Below are 17345 nucleotides of genomic sequence, written 5' to 3' on the forward strand. Positions count from 1 at the left end.
CGGTTGATCTAGTCGAATTCGGGCTTCTCGGTGCGGGTCCGCTTGAGTTCGAAGAAGTGCGGGTACGACGCGAAGGTCACCGACGCGTCCCACAGCTTGCCGGCCTCCTCGCCGCGCGGGATCTTCGAGATCACCGGGCCGAAGAATGCCACGCCGTTGACGTGGATTGTCGGCGTGCCGACGTCGTCGCCGACCGCGTCCATTCCGGCGTGGTGGCTCTTGCGCAGGGCGTCGTCGTAGGCCTCGCTGGTCGCGGCCTCGGCGAGTTCCGCCGGCAGGCCGGCGTCGGCCAGCGACAGCTTGATGACCTCTTCGAGGTTCTTGTTGTCCTCGTTGTGAATCCGGGTGCCCATCGCCGTGTACAGCGGGTCCAGCACCCCGGCCCCGTGGGCCTGCTCGGCGGCGATCGCCACCCGCACCGGGCCCCAGGCCTCCTTCATCCTCTCGCGGTACCTGTCGGGCAGCCCTTCGCGGTTCTCGTTGAGGATCGCAAGGCTCATGACGTGGAAGTGCACGTCGATGTCGCGGACCTTCTCCACCTCGAGGATCCAGCGCGACGTGATCCAGCACCACGGGCACAGCGGATCGAACCAGAAATCGGCTTGGTCTTTCCCGGCAGCCTTCTCAGGCATAGCGCAATCCTCTCGTCGGTCGACACACCGTCAAGCACAACCGTAGGCGCCCCGCCCCTGTTCCCGCAGTGCCCACGATGCGGACCGGGCACGTAAGTTGGACGCGTGGCCCTTCCTAACCTCACCCGGGACCAGGCCGTCGAACGCGCCGGCCTGATCACCGTCGACAGCTACCGGATCCAGCTCGATGTCACCGACGGCAACGGAAATCCGGGCAAACGCACCTTCCGGTCCACGACCACGGTGGTGTTCGATGCGCTTCCCGGCGCCGACACCTACATCGACCTCGCCGCCGAGACGGTGCGCGCCGCCACCCTCAATGGCCACCGATTGGATGTGTCCGGATACGACGAATCGACGGGCATCCCGTTGCTCAGCCTCGAGAAGCACAACGTGCTGGAGGTCGACGCCGACTGCCGCTACTCCAATACCGGCGAGGGCCTACATCACTTCATCGACCCGGTCGACAACGAAACGTATCTGTACTCGCAATTCGAAACCGCCGACGCCAAGCGCATGTTCGCCTGCTTCGACCAACCCGACCTCAAGGCGACGTTCGACCTGCGGGTGACCGCGCCCAAACACTGGAAGGTGATCTCCAACGGTGCGACGGTGTCCGTGGAGGACGGCACGCACACCTTCGCCGCCACCCCGCGGATGAGCACCTACCTGGTGGCCCTGATCGCCGGCCCGTACGCCGAGTGGAACGACACCTACACCGACGAACACGGGGAGATCCCGCTCGGCATCTTCTGCCGGGGATCGCTGGCTGGCCACATGGACGCGGAGCGGCTGTTCACCCAGACCAAACAGGGATTCGGCTTCTACCACAAGAACTTTGGCCTGCCCTACGCGTTCGGTAAGTACGATCAGCTCTTCGTTCCCGAATTCAACGCCGGCGCAATGGAAAACGCGGGGGCGGTGACCTTCCTGGAGGATTACGTCTTTCGCAGCAAGGTGACCCGGGCCTCCTACGAGCGGCGCGCCGAGACGGTGCTACACGAGATGGCGCACATGTGGTTCGGCGACCTGGTCACCATGACCTGGTGGGACGACCTGTGGCTCAACGAGTCGTTCGCGACGTTCGCGTCGGTACTGTGCCAGGCGGAGGCCACCGAATTCACCGAGGCGTGGACGACTTTCGCCACCGTTGAGAAGTCATGGGCGTATCGCCAGGACCAATTGCCGTCGACGCATCCGATCGCCGCCGACATCCCCGACCTGGCCGCGGTCGAGGTGAACTTCGACGGCATCACCTACGCCAAGGGCGCCTCCGTCCTCAAACAGCTCGTCGCCTACGTCGGGCTGGAACACTTCCTGGCCGGGCTGCGCGACTATTTCCGCAGCCACGCGTTCGGCAACGCCACCTTCGACGACCTGGTGGCCGCGCTCGAGAAGGCGTCGGGCCGGGACCTGTCCGACTGGGGCCAGCAGTGGTTGAAGACGACGGGCTTGAACACGCTGCGGCCGGATTTCGACGTCGACGCCGACGGCAGGTTCACCCGGTTCGCGGTGACGCAGAGCGGCGCCGCCCCGGGGGCCGGCGAGACGCGGGTGCACCGGCTCGCAATCGGGATCTACGACGACGACGGGGCCGGCAAGCTGGTGCGCGTGCGGCGCGAAGAGCTCGACGTCGAGGATGCCGTCACGGAAGTGCCCACGCTGGTTGGTGTTTCACGCGGCCAGCTGGTTCTGGTCAACGATGACGACCTGACGTATTGCTCGTTGCGGCTGGACGGCGAGTCGCTGCAGACGGCGCTGGCGCGGATCGCCGATATCGCCGAGCCGCTGCCGCGTTCGCTGGTGTGGTCGGCCGCGTGGGAGATGACCCGCGAGGCCGAGCTGCGCGCCCGCGACTTCGTGGCCCTGGTCTCGGGCGGCGTGCACGCCGAAACCGAGGTCGGGGTGGCGCAGCGGCTGCTGCTGCAGGCGCAGACGGCGCTGGCCTCCTACGCCGAGCCCGGCTGGGCGCACGAGCGGGGTTGGCCGCAGTTCGCCGACCGGCTGCTGGAGCTGGCCCGCGCCGCGGAGCCCGGTTCGGATCATCAGCTCGCCTTCGTCAACACCCTGTGCTCGTCGGTGCTGTCGACCCGGCACGTCGTGACGCTGGCGGACCTGCTCGACCCATCCCTCGAAGACCCGGCCGCCCTCGGGTTGGCCGGCCTCGAGATCGACACCGACCTGCGCTGGCGCATCGTGACCGCGCTCGCCAGCGCCGGCAAGATCGACGCCGACGGGCCGGCGACACCCTTCATCGACGCGGAGGTGCAGCGCGACCCCACCGCCGCCGGCAAGCGGCACGGCGCCCAGGCCGCGACGGCGCGGCCCCAGGCCCGGGTGAAGGAGGAGGCCTGGACCACGGTGATCGAGGACGACACCCTGGCCAACATCACGGCCCGCGCCATCATCGCGGGCTTCGCCCCGCCCGGACAGCATGGACTGCTCGCACCGTTCACGGATCGCTACTTCGAGGCGATCCCGGGCGTGTGGGCGCGGCGGTCCAGCGAAGTCGCGCAGACGGTGGTGATCGGCCTGTACCCGCACTGGAACATCAGCGAGGCCGGCATCGCGGCCGCCGACAAGTTCCTGTCCGGCCCGGAGGTACCCCCGGCGTTGCGCCGGCTGGTCCTCGAAGGCCAGGCCGGGGTGAAGCGGGCCCTGCGGGCCCGCACGTTCGACGCGGCCGACTAGGCCGACGCCACTAGGCCGGGGCGATCCCCGAGCTCATCACCCGGATCGCGCTGACCAGGCCGTCGACCAGGTCACCGCGCTCGAACGCCGAGGCCGCGGCGGCGACGCCCAGCGGCGCCGACGACTCCGCGCCGCGGCCGCGGACCTGCGATCCGTAGACGACCTCGATGACCTTCTGGTCGGGCGACACGGCCAGCAGCACGGCGTCGTCCGGCGTGGGCACCTTGGCCAGGATCTCGCGCGCGCGGGCGGCGGTGTCGTTGCCCAGGTCGCCGAGGTAGATGGCGAACCTGGCCTTCGATGCCCGCGAGCCGAACTTCAGCGCGTCGTCGATGGCGACGAGGTCCTTGATCGAGAACGGGAAATGAACCGACAGGCCGCCGGGCTCGGTGACCCCGGAGAGGCGCCCGCTGGTGGTGATCACCCAGCCGTTGGGCAACTCGTCGGGCTCGATCGTCGCTACCTCACCACGTGCCACTGGCGCCACCTCCGACTGAGAATTCATGTCCGCCGTGCCCGCCGTGCGCGTGGCCGACGTCTTCGTCGGTGGCCGCCCACAGGATCGGCGGGTGCGTCCACTTCTCCCCCAGCTTGTAGCTCGCCGGGTGCGGTCCCTTGCGGGAACAGGTCAGCAGCGCCAGGACGACCACCAGCAGCAACGGTATCCCGATGAAGTACAGGTGAATCTGCAAAAGGCTCACGACGCAAACCGTATCTCACGCGGCGATTCGTCGGCACACTCGGACACAAGATCGGTCAGGCCGCGCCTTCGCCGAGGTAACGCGCCCACGCCGGATCGAGCTCCTTGACCGTCGACAGCAGCCGCCAGTGCTGCCCCGTCGGCGGCAGCGGCGTCCGGCGCAGCGCCCAGCCGAGTTCGGTCAGCAGCTTGTCACCCTTGCGGTGGTTGCAGGTGGAGCAGCACGCGACGCAGTTCTCCCAGGAATGGTCGCCGCCGCGGCTGCGGGGTACCACGTGATCGACCGTGTCGGCCTTCGCCCCGCAGTAGGCGCAGGAGAACCGGTCGCGGTGCATCAGCGCGGCGCGGGTCATCGGCACCCGGGCCCGGTACGGGACGCGCACATAAGACCGCAGCTGGATCACCGAGGGCACGACGATGGAGCTGGTGGCCGAGTGGATCACGGGCCCGGCCGGGTCGTGGTGCACCACGTCGGCCTTTCCGCAGATCACCATCACGATGGCCCGCCGCATCGGCAGGGCGGTCAGTGGCTCGTAGGTGGAATTCAGCAGCAGCACCCGTCGGCGACTCCACACGGATGCGGTGTCTTGCCGGGTGGGGGGATGGGTATCGACGCTATGCAGGCACGACGCGGATGGGGGCCCGGTTAACCCTGCCGCGGCACCGGAACTGCGGTGGCTGCGGCGTCTTTTGCCCTGCGCCATAGATCCTCCGCGGATAGTCCACCATGATTCGCCGCCAATCGCACCCCTATTGCAGGTGAACGGCATGTCGCGCGGGTGAACACCGGGCGCACCGTCGGCCCGGCGCGGCGGGTCGCCGCCGCGATGCACCACAATGGAGGCGATGGATTCCGAGCCGCAGTCCTTCTACGACGCCGTCGGCGGTGCCGATACCTTCCGCGCGATCGCGTCCCGGTTTTACGCCCAGGTCGCCGAGGACGAGATCCTGCGCCAGATCTATCCCGAAGACGATCTGGCGGGTGCCGAGGATCGGTTGCGGATGTTCCTCGAGCAATATTGGGGCGGCCCACGCACGTACTCGGACCAGCGGGGCCATCCCCGATTGCGGATGCGTCACGTCGCATTCCGGATCACTGCGATCGAGCGCGACGCCTGGCTGCGTTGCATGCACATCGCCGTCGCCTCGATCGACTCGGAGACCCTCGACGACGAGCACCGCCGTCAGTTGCTCGATTACCTTGAGATGGCGGCCCACTCGCTGGTCAACGCGGCGTTGTGATGTCGGCCCACAAACTGAGCGGGGTGGAATGAAGTCCAAGCCGTGGTGGTCAAACGCGGTGTTCTATCAGGTGTATCCGCGGTCGTTCGCCGACAGTGACGGCGATGGCGTCGGCGACTTGGACGGTCTCACGGACCGACTGGGACACCTGGAGCGGCTCGGCGTCGACGCGATCTGGCTCAACCCGGTCACCGTGTCGCCGATGGCCGACCACGGTTACGACGTCGCGGACCCGCGCGACATCGATCCGCTGTTCGGCGGGATGGCGGCGTTCGAGCGGCTGGTGGCCGCGGCACACGAGCGAGGCATCAAGATCACCATGGACGTGGTGCCCAACCACAGCAGTTCGGCGCATCCGTGGTTTCAGGCCGCGCTGGCGGCCGGTCCGGGCACCGAGGCGCGTGAGCGCTACTTCTTCCGCGACGGGCGCGGCGCCCACGGCGAACTGCCGCCGAACAACTGGACTTCGGTGTTCGGCGGGCCGGCCTGGACGCGGGTGACCGAACCGGACGGCAATCCGGGCCAGTGGTACCTACACCTGTTCGACGCCGAACAGCCGGACCTGAACTGGGAACACCCGGACATCTTCGACGACTTCGAGAAGACGCTGCGGTTCTGGTTGGAGCGCGGCGTCGACGGTTTTCGCATCGACGTCGCGCACGGGATGGCCAAGCCGGCCGACTTGCCCGACGCGAGAGACGACATCAAGGTCTTGCACCACAGCGATGACGACCCGCGCTTCAACCACCCGAGCGTCCACGAGATCCACCGCGGGATCCGATCGATCGTCGATGACTATCCGGGGGCGGTGACCATCGGCGAGGTCTGGGTGATGGACAACGTCCGGTGGGCCGAGTACCTGCGACCGGATGAGCTTCACCTCGGCTTCAACTTCCGGCTGGCCAAGATCGATTTCGACGCGGCCGAAATCCATGACGCCATTCAGAACTCGTTGGCGGCCACCGCGATCGAGAACGCCACCCCGACTTGGACGTTGTCCAACCACGACGTGGGCCGTGAGGTCACCCGGTACGGCGACGGTGAGCTCGGGTTGCGGCGGGCGCGCGCCATGGCGATGGTGATGCTGGCGCTGCCGGGTGCGGTGTTCGTCTACAACGGCGAGGAGCTGGGGCTGCCGGACGTGGTGCTGCCCGACGAGGTGCTGCAGGACCCGACGTGGGAACGCTCCGGGCACACCGAGCGCGGCCGCGACAAGTGCCGGGTCCCGATCCCCTGGTCGGGCGAGGCGCCGCCATTCGGGTTCTCCTCGTCGCCCGACACCTGGTTGCCGATGCCCGCGCAGTGGGCGGCGTTGACCGTCGAGAAGCAGACCGCGGACCCCGAATCGACCTTCTCGTTCTTCCAGCGCATCATCGCGTTGCGCAAGGAGCGCGCCGAATTCGACGGCGAGGGGCTCGACTGGCTGGACGCTCCCCGCGACGCGCTGATCTTTCGCCGCGGCGGCGGGGCGGTGTGCGCGGTGAACGCCGGCAGCCGACCCATCTCACTGCCGTCGGGGGAGCTGATCGTTGCCAGCGCCCCGCTGATCGACGGCAAACTCGCACCCGACGCCGCGGCCTGGCTGGCCTGAGCGCCCAAAGGCACGGCCCGGCAGTGGCTTTCGCATGACCCTCCGGGGTGTCGCTTGCCGAGACCATACCCGGTGGGGGTACTGTCGTGCCGTGGCCGAGATGACGCACACCGGTGACAGGTGGCTCAGTGGATAACACGTTGCGATGGGTTGTGACGGCCCTCTTCGCCGTCAGCTTCGTTGCCTATGCGTATTTCCTTGTGGGTCAACATAAGTGCTGGACGGGTGTCGTCAGCCAGCTGCTGCACCTGGCGATGTCGGCCGTGATGATCTTGATGGCCTGGGGCGTGGGGATGAACCTTCCGACCATCGCGGCGACGATGTGCTTCCTGCTCGGCGGCGCGTGGTTTGTCGGCATCGCCGGTCACGCGCCATGGGCCGTCGATGGCCGCGTGACGAACTACTACTACGCCGTGATGATGGTGGCGATGGCGTGGATGTACGTCGCGATGACCGGCAGCCTGCCGGGCGGGTCCGCGCACGCGGGCGGCGAGGCGAGGGATATGTCTGCACACGCGGGCGCGCCCGTGATGCAGCACGCAACGCACCAGATGCCCGACTGGGTCGGCGCGGTGAACTGGACGGCGGCCCTGGGGTTCGCCGCGGTGGCGATCTACTGGGCGTATCGCTGGATGGCCCGACGCTGGACGAGCCTGATGCCGCGTGCGGTTCGACTCACCCACGCGCAAATCGTGGCCCAGACGGTCACCGCCGCCGGCACGGCGCTGATGTTCACCGCCATCGTGTGAGCCCGGCTGGTCAACGCTTGGCTCGTCGCTCCTCTATACCTGGTACATGGCGACCTACTCGTGGACAGTGATCGGAGCCGGACCCGCGGGAATCGCGGCCGTGGGCCGGCTGCTCGATCAGGGCGTACCGCCCGACAAGATCGCCTGGATCGACCCTGCCTTCGCCGCGGGAGACCTGGGCGGCAAGTGGCGGTCGGTGTCCAGCAACACCATTGCCGGGACCTTCCTGAGTTTCTTGAACGGCTCTGCGGCTTTCCGGTTTTCGGACGCCCCGCGGTCGCCGCTGACAGAAGTCGACCCGCAGGAGACCTGCGCCCTCACCCTGGTCGCCGACCCGCTGGTGTGGGTCACCGGCCACCTGCGCGAGCGGGTGGACGCTTTCGAAACGACCGCCACCACCCTGTCGCTGCAACGGCGGAAGTGGCGGGTCGAGACGCAGGATTCCGAAGTCACATCGGACAACGTGGTCCTCGCCGTCGGCGCGGTGCCCAAGAGTCTGGACTACCCCATCGACGAGATTCCGGCCGAGGTCGCCCTCGACGCCGACAAACTCGCCGAGGTGCCACTCGAAGGCGCGACCGTAGGCGTCTTCGGATCGTCGCATTCGTCGATGATCGCGCTCCCGCACCTGCTGCGGCTTCCGGTCGGCAAGGTGATCAATTTTTATCGCAGCCCCCTCAAATACGCTGTCTATCTGGATGATTGGATCCTGTTCGACGACACGGGCCTCAAGGGCCGAGCCGCAGAGTGGGCCCGGGAGAACATCGACGGGGCGTGCCCGGAACGGCTGGAGAGGTGCTGGGTTTCCAGCCCGCAGTTCGACGAGAAGCTCGCCGAGTGCGACCGCGTCGTCTACACCGTTGGTTTCGAACAGCGAAAGCTGCCCCAGACGCCCCAGTGGGGACCGCTGCCATACAACCGGATGAACGGAATCCTTGCTCCCGGCCTGTTCGGGTTGGGCATCGCGTTCCCCGAGTACGCCGAAGACCCGTGCGGCTATGGGCAATACCGCGTCGGCCTCAGGAAGTTCATGGACTACCTGGACGCGGTTCTGCCGTTGTGGATGGTCTATGGCACCTGAGCCGTCACCCGACGACCGCATTTAACTCAAGATGATTCGGACGGCCGCCTGATGCCCGAGACGTCAGCTCAACAGCAGCGCCGGGTCTCCGCGACGCCGGTACACCGAGCCAAACCGGGCGTCGAGGCGCAACCACGTCGGCAGGACACGGACGCGGATCATCTCGTCGGCGCCGACGGCCTCGGCCGACTGCGGCAGGAAACCCATTGCCGTCAAGGCGAACACACACCGCATCGGCAGCCCCACGCTGCCGTCCGGGGAGCTCACCTCAATGACCTCCTGGTCGAGCAGTGACACCGGCGGACCGTGCGAACTGCTGTGTTCCTTGGCGAGCTGCGCCCCGCGCTGCGCAAGGTCGAGCATCACCCGGGCGGGTATGTCGTCGAGGTGTGTGAAGCCGGAGTCCGGGGGCAGCGCCCCCCGCCAAGCGGAATCCATCGCGAAGCCGGGGTCGACGTAGCCCGAGTCGTCCATCGCGGTCAGGCCGCGCGCCAGGGCGTCCGCGCCCACCGACAGATCCTCGGGCCGCACTTCGCCGCCGACCACCCGGCTAGCCAGGACGTCGAAACCCGTTGCCACCCAGGCCGTCAGCAGACCGGCCGATCGAGTGCGGAGCCGGATGACGGCGGCGTCATCGAGGCGCAGCGCGTAATCGACGAAGGCGGCCAGATCCCTGCGCTGGGCGGCCCGGTCGGCTGGCCCCAACCAGAGCCCGCGGTCAACTACTACCGAATCCACCGTTGCAGATACTCCCGATGGTGTGGGGAGAGCCGCACCAAGCGCTCCTCCTCGATGTGAACGGCGGCCAGCTGCGACTCGGCGACGACGGCGGGCTTGGACTCGGGATCGGCGTTGACCGAGCGCACTTCGTAGCCCAGCGTGAAGTCCACCGCCCGCAGCCGTTTGGTCCACATCGTCACCTGCAGCGGCGAATCGACCAGGCGCAGTTGACCTTTGTAGGTCACCTTGACTTCGGCGATCAGCAAGCCGATGGTCAAGATGTCGACCTCGAACGCTTCGCGCAGGAACTGGACCCGGGCCTCTTCCAGAATCGTGACCATGGTGGCATGGTTGACGTGCTGGTACATGTCGATGTCCGACCAGCGCACCGGTACGGGGGCGACGAAGCCGACGCTCAACTCGAGGATCCTCTTCCGCTGGTGCGGGTCATGCGCCGGATCTGGCGCGCGGCCACCGAGAGTGTCGCAAGATCCTTCTCCCCGCTTTCTTGGATTTCGATAAGGGTGCGGCTGGCCCGCTCCACCCGTGACGCCGACAGGTGTTCCCACTCGGCGATCTTCTCCTCACCACTTTCGTCGGGCTCCCCCACGGCCAGCACGTCGAAGCACAACGACCGCAGCGATGAGTAGATGTCGTCACGAATCGCCAAGCGCGCCAACGAATGCCAGCGGTCGTTGCGGGGCAGCTCGGAGACCGCCGTCAGCAGGCCGTCGGTGCCGAGCCGGTCCATCAGGGCGAAGTAGGTGTCCGCGACCTCGGCGGCGTCGATGTCGTTGATGTCGGCGATGTCGATGATGTCCAGCAGGCTGAAGCGGTACAGGCCCGCGGCGATCATGTACGCCAGATCCTCGGGCGCACCTTGCGACGCGAACTCGGCGGCCTCCTTCTCGACGATCGCCTTGTCGTCGCCGCGCAGCCACTCCGACATCCGAGGCGTGAGGTCTTTGACCTTCGCGGCGAACCGGTTGATCTCGGCGCCGACGGCCAGCGGCTGCGGGCGGTAGTTGAGCAGCCAGCGACCGGCGCGGTCGATCAACCGTCGGGTGTCGAGCGTGAGCCGGTCCGACATGGCGACCGGCAGGTTCGCCGCGCGGATCCGCCGCCAGATCTCGCCCACGCCGAAGATCGCGTCGGTCGCGACGTAAGTGCGCACCGCGTCGACCGGGCCCACGCCGACGTCCTCGACGATCCGGAAGGCGTAGCTAATCCCGGCGGTGTCGACCAGGTCGTTGATCAGCATGGTGGTGACGATCTCGCGGCGCAGCTGGTGGGTGCGGATCTCCGGGGTGAACCGTTCCCGCAACGGCGTCGGAAAGTACTGGGGCAGCCGGGACGCGAACACGTCCTGCTCGGTCAGCTCGGTGTTGAGCATCTCCTCTTTGAGCCCGAGTTTGACGTGCGCCATCAGGGTGCACAGCTCGGGCGAGGTGAGGCCGATGCCGGACTCGCACCGGCGGTCGATTTCCTTCTCCGATGGCAACGCTTCCAGTTCGCGGTTGAGCCCACGCTCGTCGACCAGGTACTGAATCTGCCTGCCGTGCACCGGCAGCAGGCCGGCCGCGTTGGCGCGGCTGGTGCCGATCAGCTCGTTCTGGTCCTCGTTGTCGGTGAGCACCAGCTGCGCGACCTCGTCTGTCATCGACTCCAGCAGCTCTTTGCGCTCGTCGGGGTCGACCCGGCCGGCGGTCACCAGCGAATCGATCAGGATCTTGATGTTGACCTCGTGGTCCGAGCAGTCCACCCCGGCGGAGTTGTCCATCGCGTCGGTGTTGATGCGCCCGCCCGACAGGTCGAACTCGACGCGGCCCAGGGCGGTCACCCCCAGATTCCCGCCCTCCCCGATCACCTTGGCGCGCACCTGACTTGCGTTCACGCGCACGGGATCATTGGCGCGGTCGCCGACGTCGGCGTCGGACTCCGACTCGGCCTTGATGTAGGTGCCGATGCCCCCGTTGAACAGCAGGTCGACCGGCGCCTGCAGGATCGCCTTGATCAGGTTGGGCGGCGTCATTTCGGTGATCTCGCCGTCGATGCCAAGGGCATTGCGCACCTGCGGGCTGACCGGGATGGATTTGTGCTCGCGGCTGTACACCCCGCCGCCCTCGCTGATCAAACCCTTGTCGTAGTCGTCCCAGCTGGACCGCGGCAGGTCGAACATCCGCCGGCGTTCCTCCCACGAGGCGGCGGGGTCGGGGGCGGGGTCGAGGAAAACGTGCCGGTGATCGAAAGCTGCGACCAATTTGATGTGCTTGGACAGCAGCATGCCGTTGCCGAACACGTCGCCGCTCATGTCGCCGACGCCCACCACCGTGAAGTCCTCGGACTGGGTGTCGACGCCCATCTCCCGGAAGTGTCGCTTGACGGCCTCCCACGCGCCCTTGGCGGTGATCCCCATGGCCTTGTGGTCGTAGCCCACCGATCCGCCGGACGCGAACGCGTCACCCAACCAGAATCCGTAGGACTTCGCGACGTCGTTGGCGATGTCGGAGAAGGTGGCCGTGCCCTTGTCCGCGGCCACCACGAGGTAGGCGTCGTCGCCGTCGCGCCGGACAACCTCGGGCGGCGGGCTGACCTTCTTCGTTTTGTGGTCGACGTTGTCGGTGACGTCGAGCAACCCGGAGATGAAGAGCTGGTAGCAGGCGACGCCCTCGGCGCGGGTGGCATCGCGGTCCTCCGCCTGGTCGCCGGTCGCCAGCGGCGGCCTCTTGACGACGAAACCACCCTTGGCCCCGACTGGCACGATGACGGCGTTCTTCACCGCCTGCGCCTTGACCAGGCCGAGGATCTCGGTGCGGAAATCGTCGCGGCGGTCCGACCAGCGCAGGCCGCCGCGCGCCACCGGGCCGAACCGCAGGTGCACACCCTCGACGCGCGGCGAGTAGACGAAGATCTCGTATTTGGGGCGCGGCAGCGGCAGCTCGTCGATCAGTTGGGCGTCCAGCTTGAGGGCCAGCACGTTTCGGGCGCGGGCCGAACCCTCCCGTGTCACAAAGTAGTTGGTGCGCAGCGTCGCCTGCACCAGCGACGCGAACGCCCGCAGGATGCGGTCGGTGTCCAGGCTCATCAGCGCGTCGATGTCGGCGGCGACGGCGGCCGCCGCCGCCTGGGCGTCACGGTTCCTCGACTGACCCGACGGGCGGGGGTCGAAAAGCGCCTCGAACAGGGCGACCAGTGATCGCGCGGTGGAGGGGTGCTCGCCCAGCACCGACTCGATGTAGGACTGGCTGTAGGGAAAGCCCGCCTGCCGCAAGTATTTCGCGTAGGCGCGCAGCAGGACGACCTGCTGCCAGGTCAGCCGCGCGCGCATCACCAGCTCGTTGAAGCGGTCGATCTCGACCCGGCCTTCCCAGATCGCGGTGACCGCGTCGGCGAATCGCTGTGCCGTCGCCTCGCGTTCCTCCGTCGTGGTTGCGGGCGAGATGGTGGGGTGAGTCGAGATCTTGAACTGGTAGATCCACACCGGCAGCCCGTCCGGGCGAACCACGGTGAACGGCCGCTCCTCGAGCACCACCACGCCCATGCTCTGCAGCATCGGCAACAGCTGGCTCAGCGAGGCGGTGCGCCCACCCAGGAACCAGGTCAGCTGGGGCGCGCCGTCTTCGCCGCGTTCGGAGAACACCAACTTGACCGAATTGTCCTGCAGCCCTTCGATGATGGCGATGTGGTCGATGGCGTCCGCCGGGGTGACGGCCTGCTTGTAGACCTCGGGGAAGGCCGTCGCGTAGTGCTCGATGTCGGCCTGCTCGACGCGGCCCTGCGCCGCCGCGCCGATCAACCGGTCGGTCCAGGTCCGGGCGGCCTCGCTCAGCAACCCCTGGATGCGGATTCGGTTTTCCTCGGAGACGTCGACGGGCGCGGCCTCTTCGGGCAGCCGCACCATGAAATGCATGAGAGCCCAAGGCGATTCGCTGACTCGGGCGGTGAACTCGAGCCGCGTGCCGCCGAACTCGCGGACCAGGATGTCTTCGATCTGCAGCCGCACCTGGGTGGTGTAGCGGTCGCGGGGCAGATAAACCAGGCAGGACACGAAGTATTGGAGCCGGTCCGCGCGCAGGAACAACAACGCCCGCCGTTGGGATCCCAGATCCACCACGGCTTTGGCCATCGCTAAGAGCCGCTCGGCGCTCAGCGTGAAAAGCTCGGAGCGCGGGACGGTTTGGATGACATCGAGGAGCAGTTGGCCGGGATGGATCGGGTCGCTGTCGGCGAGGGCAAGCGCGTCGCGAACCCGAGTCGAGACGGTAGGGATCTCCAGAACGTCGGCGTTCATGGCGGCGACGGTGAAGAGCCCGACGAAGCGGTGCTCGACGACTCGGTCGTCGACGTTCTCCCGTACCGCGATGGCGTACGGGTAGGCGCCGTATCGCAGGTAGCTGCCGACGACGGACTGCGCGAGCACCAGCAGCTTGTCGTCGTCGGTCAACCGGGGGCGAGAACCGGTGCGGCTGCGCAGGACACCCAGGCCAGGTGAGCCGTCACCCGAGACCAGGCCGTCGTGCACGCGGCACCGCTGGTAGCCCAGCAGCAGGAAGTTGCCGTTGCCCAGCCAGCGCAGCAGGGCGGCGACGTCGTCGCGGTCTGGGGCCGAGAAGTGGTCGTGGGCGTTGGTTTCGACGTCGGCGGCCAGGCCGCTCAGGGCGGCGATCAACGCGCCCGCGTCGCTGGCGACCTGCTGCACGTCCGACAAGACCGTGGGCAGCATCCGCTCGACTTCGACGAGGCCCTTGGTGTCGGCGGACGGCAGGAGTTGTACGTGTATCCACGCTTCGCCGACGTATTGCGGTGCGCCCGGAGGTTTGGGTTCGACGCTGACCAGGTCGCCGTTCGAGTTGCGGTGCACCTGGAACACGGGCGTCATGATGGCGGCGTAGGGCACGCCGAGCCGGTGCAGCAACACGGTGACCGAGTCCATCAACATGCCGCCGTGGTCGGTGACCACCTGCAGCGCGGGCCCGAATCCGGCCGGATCGTCCGGGGGGTAGACCGCGACCCGGCTCTGGCCGGCGGGACGGTGCTCGCCCAGCCGATAGTGGGCGCCCAGCGTGGCGGGAGTGACGATGGAGGTCGGCACGATCAGGTCGATCGGACCGGAATCCGCCGTTTCGTCGCCGTGCGGGCCGCGATAGCTCTCGATGTAGGCCTTCGCGATCCAGCCCGGAATGTCCTCTTGCTGGGTGAACGCGGTCCACGGCTTGACGGCCTGCTTGGCTCCGGGATCGATCGTCATGCCGATGGCTCCCAACTCGTGACCGATGCCACTGTGCTCAACCACCCACTCTCCCCCCGCGACCGGCGACGGCCGCCAGCGGCCGTCCGGGCCGCGTCGCTGCGGGGCTGCGCAGCTGACACTAGTCGCGCGTGAGCTTCCGGTGGGTCACTCTGTGCGGTCGCGCCGCATCGGCTCCGAGCCGTGCCACCTTGTTCTCCTCGTAGGCGCCGAAGTTGCCCTCGAACCAGAACCACTTGGCCTCGTTGTCGTCGTCGCCCTCCCAGGCCAGAATGTGCGTGCACGTGCGGTCCAGGAACCAGCGATCGTGGGAGATCACCACGGCGCAGCCCGGGAACTTCTCCAGGGCGTTCTCCAGCGAACCGAGCGTCTCGACGTCGAGGTCGTTGGTGGGCTCGTCGAGCAGGATCAGGTTGCCGCCCTCTTTGAGCGTGAGCGCCAGGTTCAGCCGGTTGCGCTCGCCACCGGAGAGCACGCCGGCCGGTTTCTGCTGATCGGGCCCCTTGAACCCGAACGCGGAAACGTAGGCGCGCGAGGGGATCTCGTTCTGGCCGACCTCGATGTAGTCGAGGCCGTCCGAGACGACTTCCCACACGGTCTTCTTGGGGTCGATGCCGGCGCGGGACTGATCGACGTAGCTCAGCTTGACGGTCTCTCCGACCTTGACCGTCCCGCTGTCGGGCTGTTCGAGTCCCACGATGGTCTTGAACAGCGTCGTCTTGCCGACCCCGTTGGGACCGATGACGCCCACGATGCCGTTGCGGGGCAGGGTGAAGGACAGGTCCTTGATCAGCGTGCGGCCGCCGAAGCCCTTGTCCAGGTGCTCCACCTCGACGACAACGTTGCCCAGCCGCGGACCGACCGGGATCTGGATCTCCTCGAAGTCGAGCTTGCGCGTCTTTTCCGCCTCGGCGGCCATCTCCTCATACCGCTGCAGCCGCGCCTTGCTCTTGGCTTGGCGCGCCTTGGCCCCCGACCGCACCCAGGCCAGCTCCTCGGTCAGCCGCTTCTGCAGCTTGGCGTCCTTGCGGCCCTGCACCGACAGGCGCTCGGCCTTCTTCTCCAGATAGGTCGAGTAGTTGCCCTCGTAGGGATACGCACGACCGCGGTCGAGCTCGAGGATCCACTCGGCCACGTTGTCCAGGAAGTACCGGTCGTGGGTCACCGCCAACACCGCGCCGGCGTAGGCGGCCAGGTGCTGTTCGAGCCACTGCACGCTTTCGGCGTCGAGGTGGTTGGTCGGCTCATCGAGCAGCAACAGGTCGGGCTTGGACAGCAGCAGCTTGCACAACGCCACGCGGCGCCGCTCACCACCCGACAGATTGGTCACCGGCTCGTCCGGCGGCGGGCAGCGCAGGGCGTCCATGGCCTGCTCGAGCTGCGAGTCGAGGTCCCAGGCGTCGGCGTGGTCGAGTTCCTCCTGCAGCCGGCCCATCTCCTCCATCAACTCGTCGGAGTAGTCGGTGGCCATCAGTTCGGCGACCTCGTTGAACCGGTCGAGCTTGACCTTGATCTCGCCGAGCCCCTCCTCGACGTTGCCGCGCACCGTCTTCTCCTCGTTCAGCGGCGGCTCCTGCTGCAGGATGCCGACGGTGGCGCCGGTGGCCAGGAACGCCTCGCCGTTGTTCGGCTTGTCCAGGCCGGCCATGATCCGCAAGACGCTCGACTTGCCGGCGCCGTTGGGACCAACGACACCGATCTTGGCGCCCGGATAGAAGCTCAACGTGACGTCGTCCAGGATCACCTTGTCGCCGTGCGCCTTGCGGACCTTTTTCATCGTGTAGATGAACTCAGCCATGCCGCGGTCATGCCTTTCTGGTCTTTTCAGAGAGTTCTCGCGACCATCCTAGGCATCACCCGGGGGGCGGGATTCCGCAGCTAAGCCGACATCGGCAGCGGTCCCGTTTCGGCGGACTCGACGACGGCGTCGCGATCGGCGTCCTCACCAGCGGCGCCGGCCGCATCGGCGGGGGGCTTGGTGGCATCGCCGGCACCCGGTCCGGTGTAGCCCGGCCTCTCGATGCGCACGATCGCGCGGGACACATCGGGCCCCACGGAGGTGGCGCGCATCTCCAGTGACGAGCGGCGGTTGCCGTCGCGGTCTTCGTACTCGCTGGTGTACACATGGCCCACCACGATCACCGGTGCGCCCTTGCCCAGCGCGGCGCCCACGCCGGTGACCAGCTTGCCCCAGCAGTTGACGTTGATGAACAGCGAGTTGCCCGGCTCCCAGCCGCCGTCGGCGGTGCGCCGCCGGGAATTGCTGGCCACGCGGAACTTGATCACCTCCTGCGTGCCGACCTGGCGCCGTTCGGGGTTGGTGACGATGTGTCCGACGACCGTAAGCGGAGTTTCAAACATGGGCTGATCCCTTCTCGGTTGCATTTCTCTGCTGTGGTGACCATTGACCTCGCCGCAACCGACGGATGGCGCACAAGAGGGGCCGAAATCGGGGTCTCGGCGAGCGATCCTGTGGAAAGAGGCGGGACTGTGGACTACTTCGCGGGTCACAGCCCAGCGCGAAATCGGCAGCCGAAACTTGTCGTACCCGGCTGCGAGGATGGGGTTATGTCGTTGACCGCATCTGTTGGCGCTTGGGTGGTGAATGAGCCCGCGCGTCTTGATGTGTTGTTCGAGGAGTTGGCGGAGTTGTGTGGTCAGCGCAATGCGATTGATGGGCGCATTGTGGAG

General features: G+C 67.4%; 14 protein-coding genes. 5 read left to right on the forward strand and 9 right to left on the reverse strand.

The features are described from left to right. Positions 1–8 precede the first annotated feature (8 nt). Positions 9–632 (reverse strand): Rv2466c family mycothiol-dependent reductase, encoded by a 624-nt coding sequence (locus A5695_RS05425; protein ID WP_068079093.1) that lies wholly within the window; start codon positions 630–632, stop codon positions 9–11. Positions 633–737: 105 nt separating this feature from the next. On the opposite strand from A5695_RS05425, the gene pepN reads away from it, so the two are divergent. Then, complete coding sequence (gene pepN, locus A5695_RS05430; RefSeq protein WP_068079096.1) at positions 738–3323, forward strand: aminopeptidase N; 2586 nt, start codon at positions 738–740, stop codon at positions 3321–3323. A gap of 10 nt (positions 3324–3333) precedes the next feature. Here pepN and A5695_RS05435 read toward each other — a convergent pair whose 3' ends face one another. From A5695_RS05435 to A5695_RS05445, 3 genes are all read right to left on the reverse strand, one after another. Beyond that, a complete protein-coding gene (locus A5695_RS05435) occupies positions 3334–3801 on the reverse strand; it encodes a DUF5130 domain-containing protein (protein ID WP_068079098.1) in 468 nt (155 codons plus the stop codon). Next, complete coding sequence (locus A5695_RS05440; protein ID WP_068079114.1) at positions 3788–4015, reverse strand: hypothetical protein; 228 nt, start codon at positions 4013–4015, stop codon at positions 3788–3790. Before A5695_RS05440 ends, A5695_RS05435 begins: the two co-directional genes overlap by 14 nt. Before the next feature lie 64 nt (positions 4016–4079). Next, positions 4080–4727, reverse strand: coding sequence for an HNH endonuclease (locus A5695_RS05445; RefSeq protein WP_068079099.1), 648 nt, complete (start codon positions 4725–4727; stop codon positions 4080–4082). A 142-nt stretch (positions 4728–4869) separates the two neighbouring features. On the opposite strand from A5695_RS05445, the gene A5695_RS05450 reads away from it, so the two are divergent. The 4 genes from A5695_RS05450 to A5695_RS05465 all read left to right on the forward strand — a co-directional run bounded on the left by A5695_RS05450 (position 4870) and on the right by A5695_RS05465 (position 8686). Then, positions 4870–5265 (forward strand): globin, encoded by a 396-nt coding sequence (locus A5695_RS05450; protein WP_068079115.1) that lies wholly within the window; start codon positions 4870–4872, stop codon positions 5263–5265. 28 nt (positions 5266–5293) lie between these two features. Continuing rightward, positions 5294–6856, forward strand: coding sequence for a glycoside hydrolase family 13 protein (locus tag A5695_RS05455; RefSeq protein ID WP_068079106.1), 1563 nt, complete (start codon positions 5294–5296; stop codon positions 6854–6856). Positions 6857–7008: 152 nt separating this feature from the next. Next, a complete protein-coding gene (locus A5695_RS05460) occupies positions 7009–7605 on the forward strand; it encodes a DUF5134 domain-containing protein (protein WP_082945871.1) in 597 nt (198 codons plus the stop codon). Positions 7606–7672: 67 nt separating this feature from the next. Continuing rightward, on the forward strand, positions 7673–8686 hold the full coding sequence (locus tag A5695_RS05465) for a pyridine nucleotide-disulfide oxidoreductase (protein WP_068079116.1): 1014 nt from the start codon (positions 7673–7675) through the stop codon (positions 8684–8686). Positions 8687–8749: 63 nt separating this feature from the next. On the opposite strand, the gene A5695_RS05470 is transcribed toward A5695_RS05465, so the two are convergent. The 5 genes from A5695_RS05470 to A5695_RS05490 form a co-directional block, all read right to left on the reverse strand. Then, complete coding sequence (locus tag A5695_RS05470) at positions 8750–9424, reverse strand: hypothetical protein (RefSeq protein ID WP_068079109.1); 675 nt, start codon at positions 9422–9424, stop codon at positions 8750–8752. Beyond that, the gene (locus tag A5695_RS05475) at positions 9412–9825 is read right to left on the reverse strand and encodes a thioesterase family protein (RefSeq protein WP_068079110.1); all 414 of its coding nucleotides are present in this window, start codon (positions 9823–9825) and stop codon (positions 9412–9414) included. Before A5695_RS05475 ends, A5695_RS05470 begins: the two co-directional genes overlap by 13 nt. Beyond that, positions 9822–14654 carry an NAD-glutamate dehydrogenase gene (locus A5695_RS05480; protein ID WP_068079117.1) on the reverse strand — a complete coding sequence of 1611 codons (4833 nt, stop codon included), beginning with the start codon at positions 14652–14654 and terminating at the stop codon, positions 9822–9824. Before A5695_RS05480 ends, A5695_RS05475 begins: the two co-directional genes overlap by 4 nt. A 121-nt stretch (positions 14655–14775) precedes the next feature. After that, positions 14776–16452 carry an energy-dependent translational throttle protein EttA gene (gene ettA, locus A5695_RS05485; protein ID WP_068079111.1) on the reverse strand — a complete coding sequence of 559 codons (1677 nt, stop codon included), beginning with the start codon at positions 16450–16452 and terminating at the stop codon, positions 14776–14778. 80 nt (positions 16453–16532) lie between these two features. After that, positions 16533–17015 carry a single-stranded DNA-binding protein gene (locus A5695_RS05490; RefSeq protein WP_068079112.1) on the reverse strand — a complete coding sequence of 161 codons (483 nt, stop codon included), beginning with the start codon at positions 17013–17015 and terminating at the stop codon, positions 16533–16535. Between the last annotated feature and the right edge of the window lie 330 nt (positions 17016–17345).

This window comes from Mycobacterium sp. E1747 (assembly GCF_001667775.1).
Lineage (GTDB): Bacteria > Actinomycetota > Actinomycetes > Mycobacteriales > Mycobacteriaceae > Mycobacterium.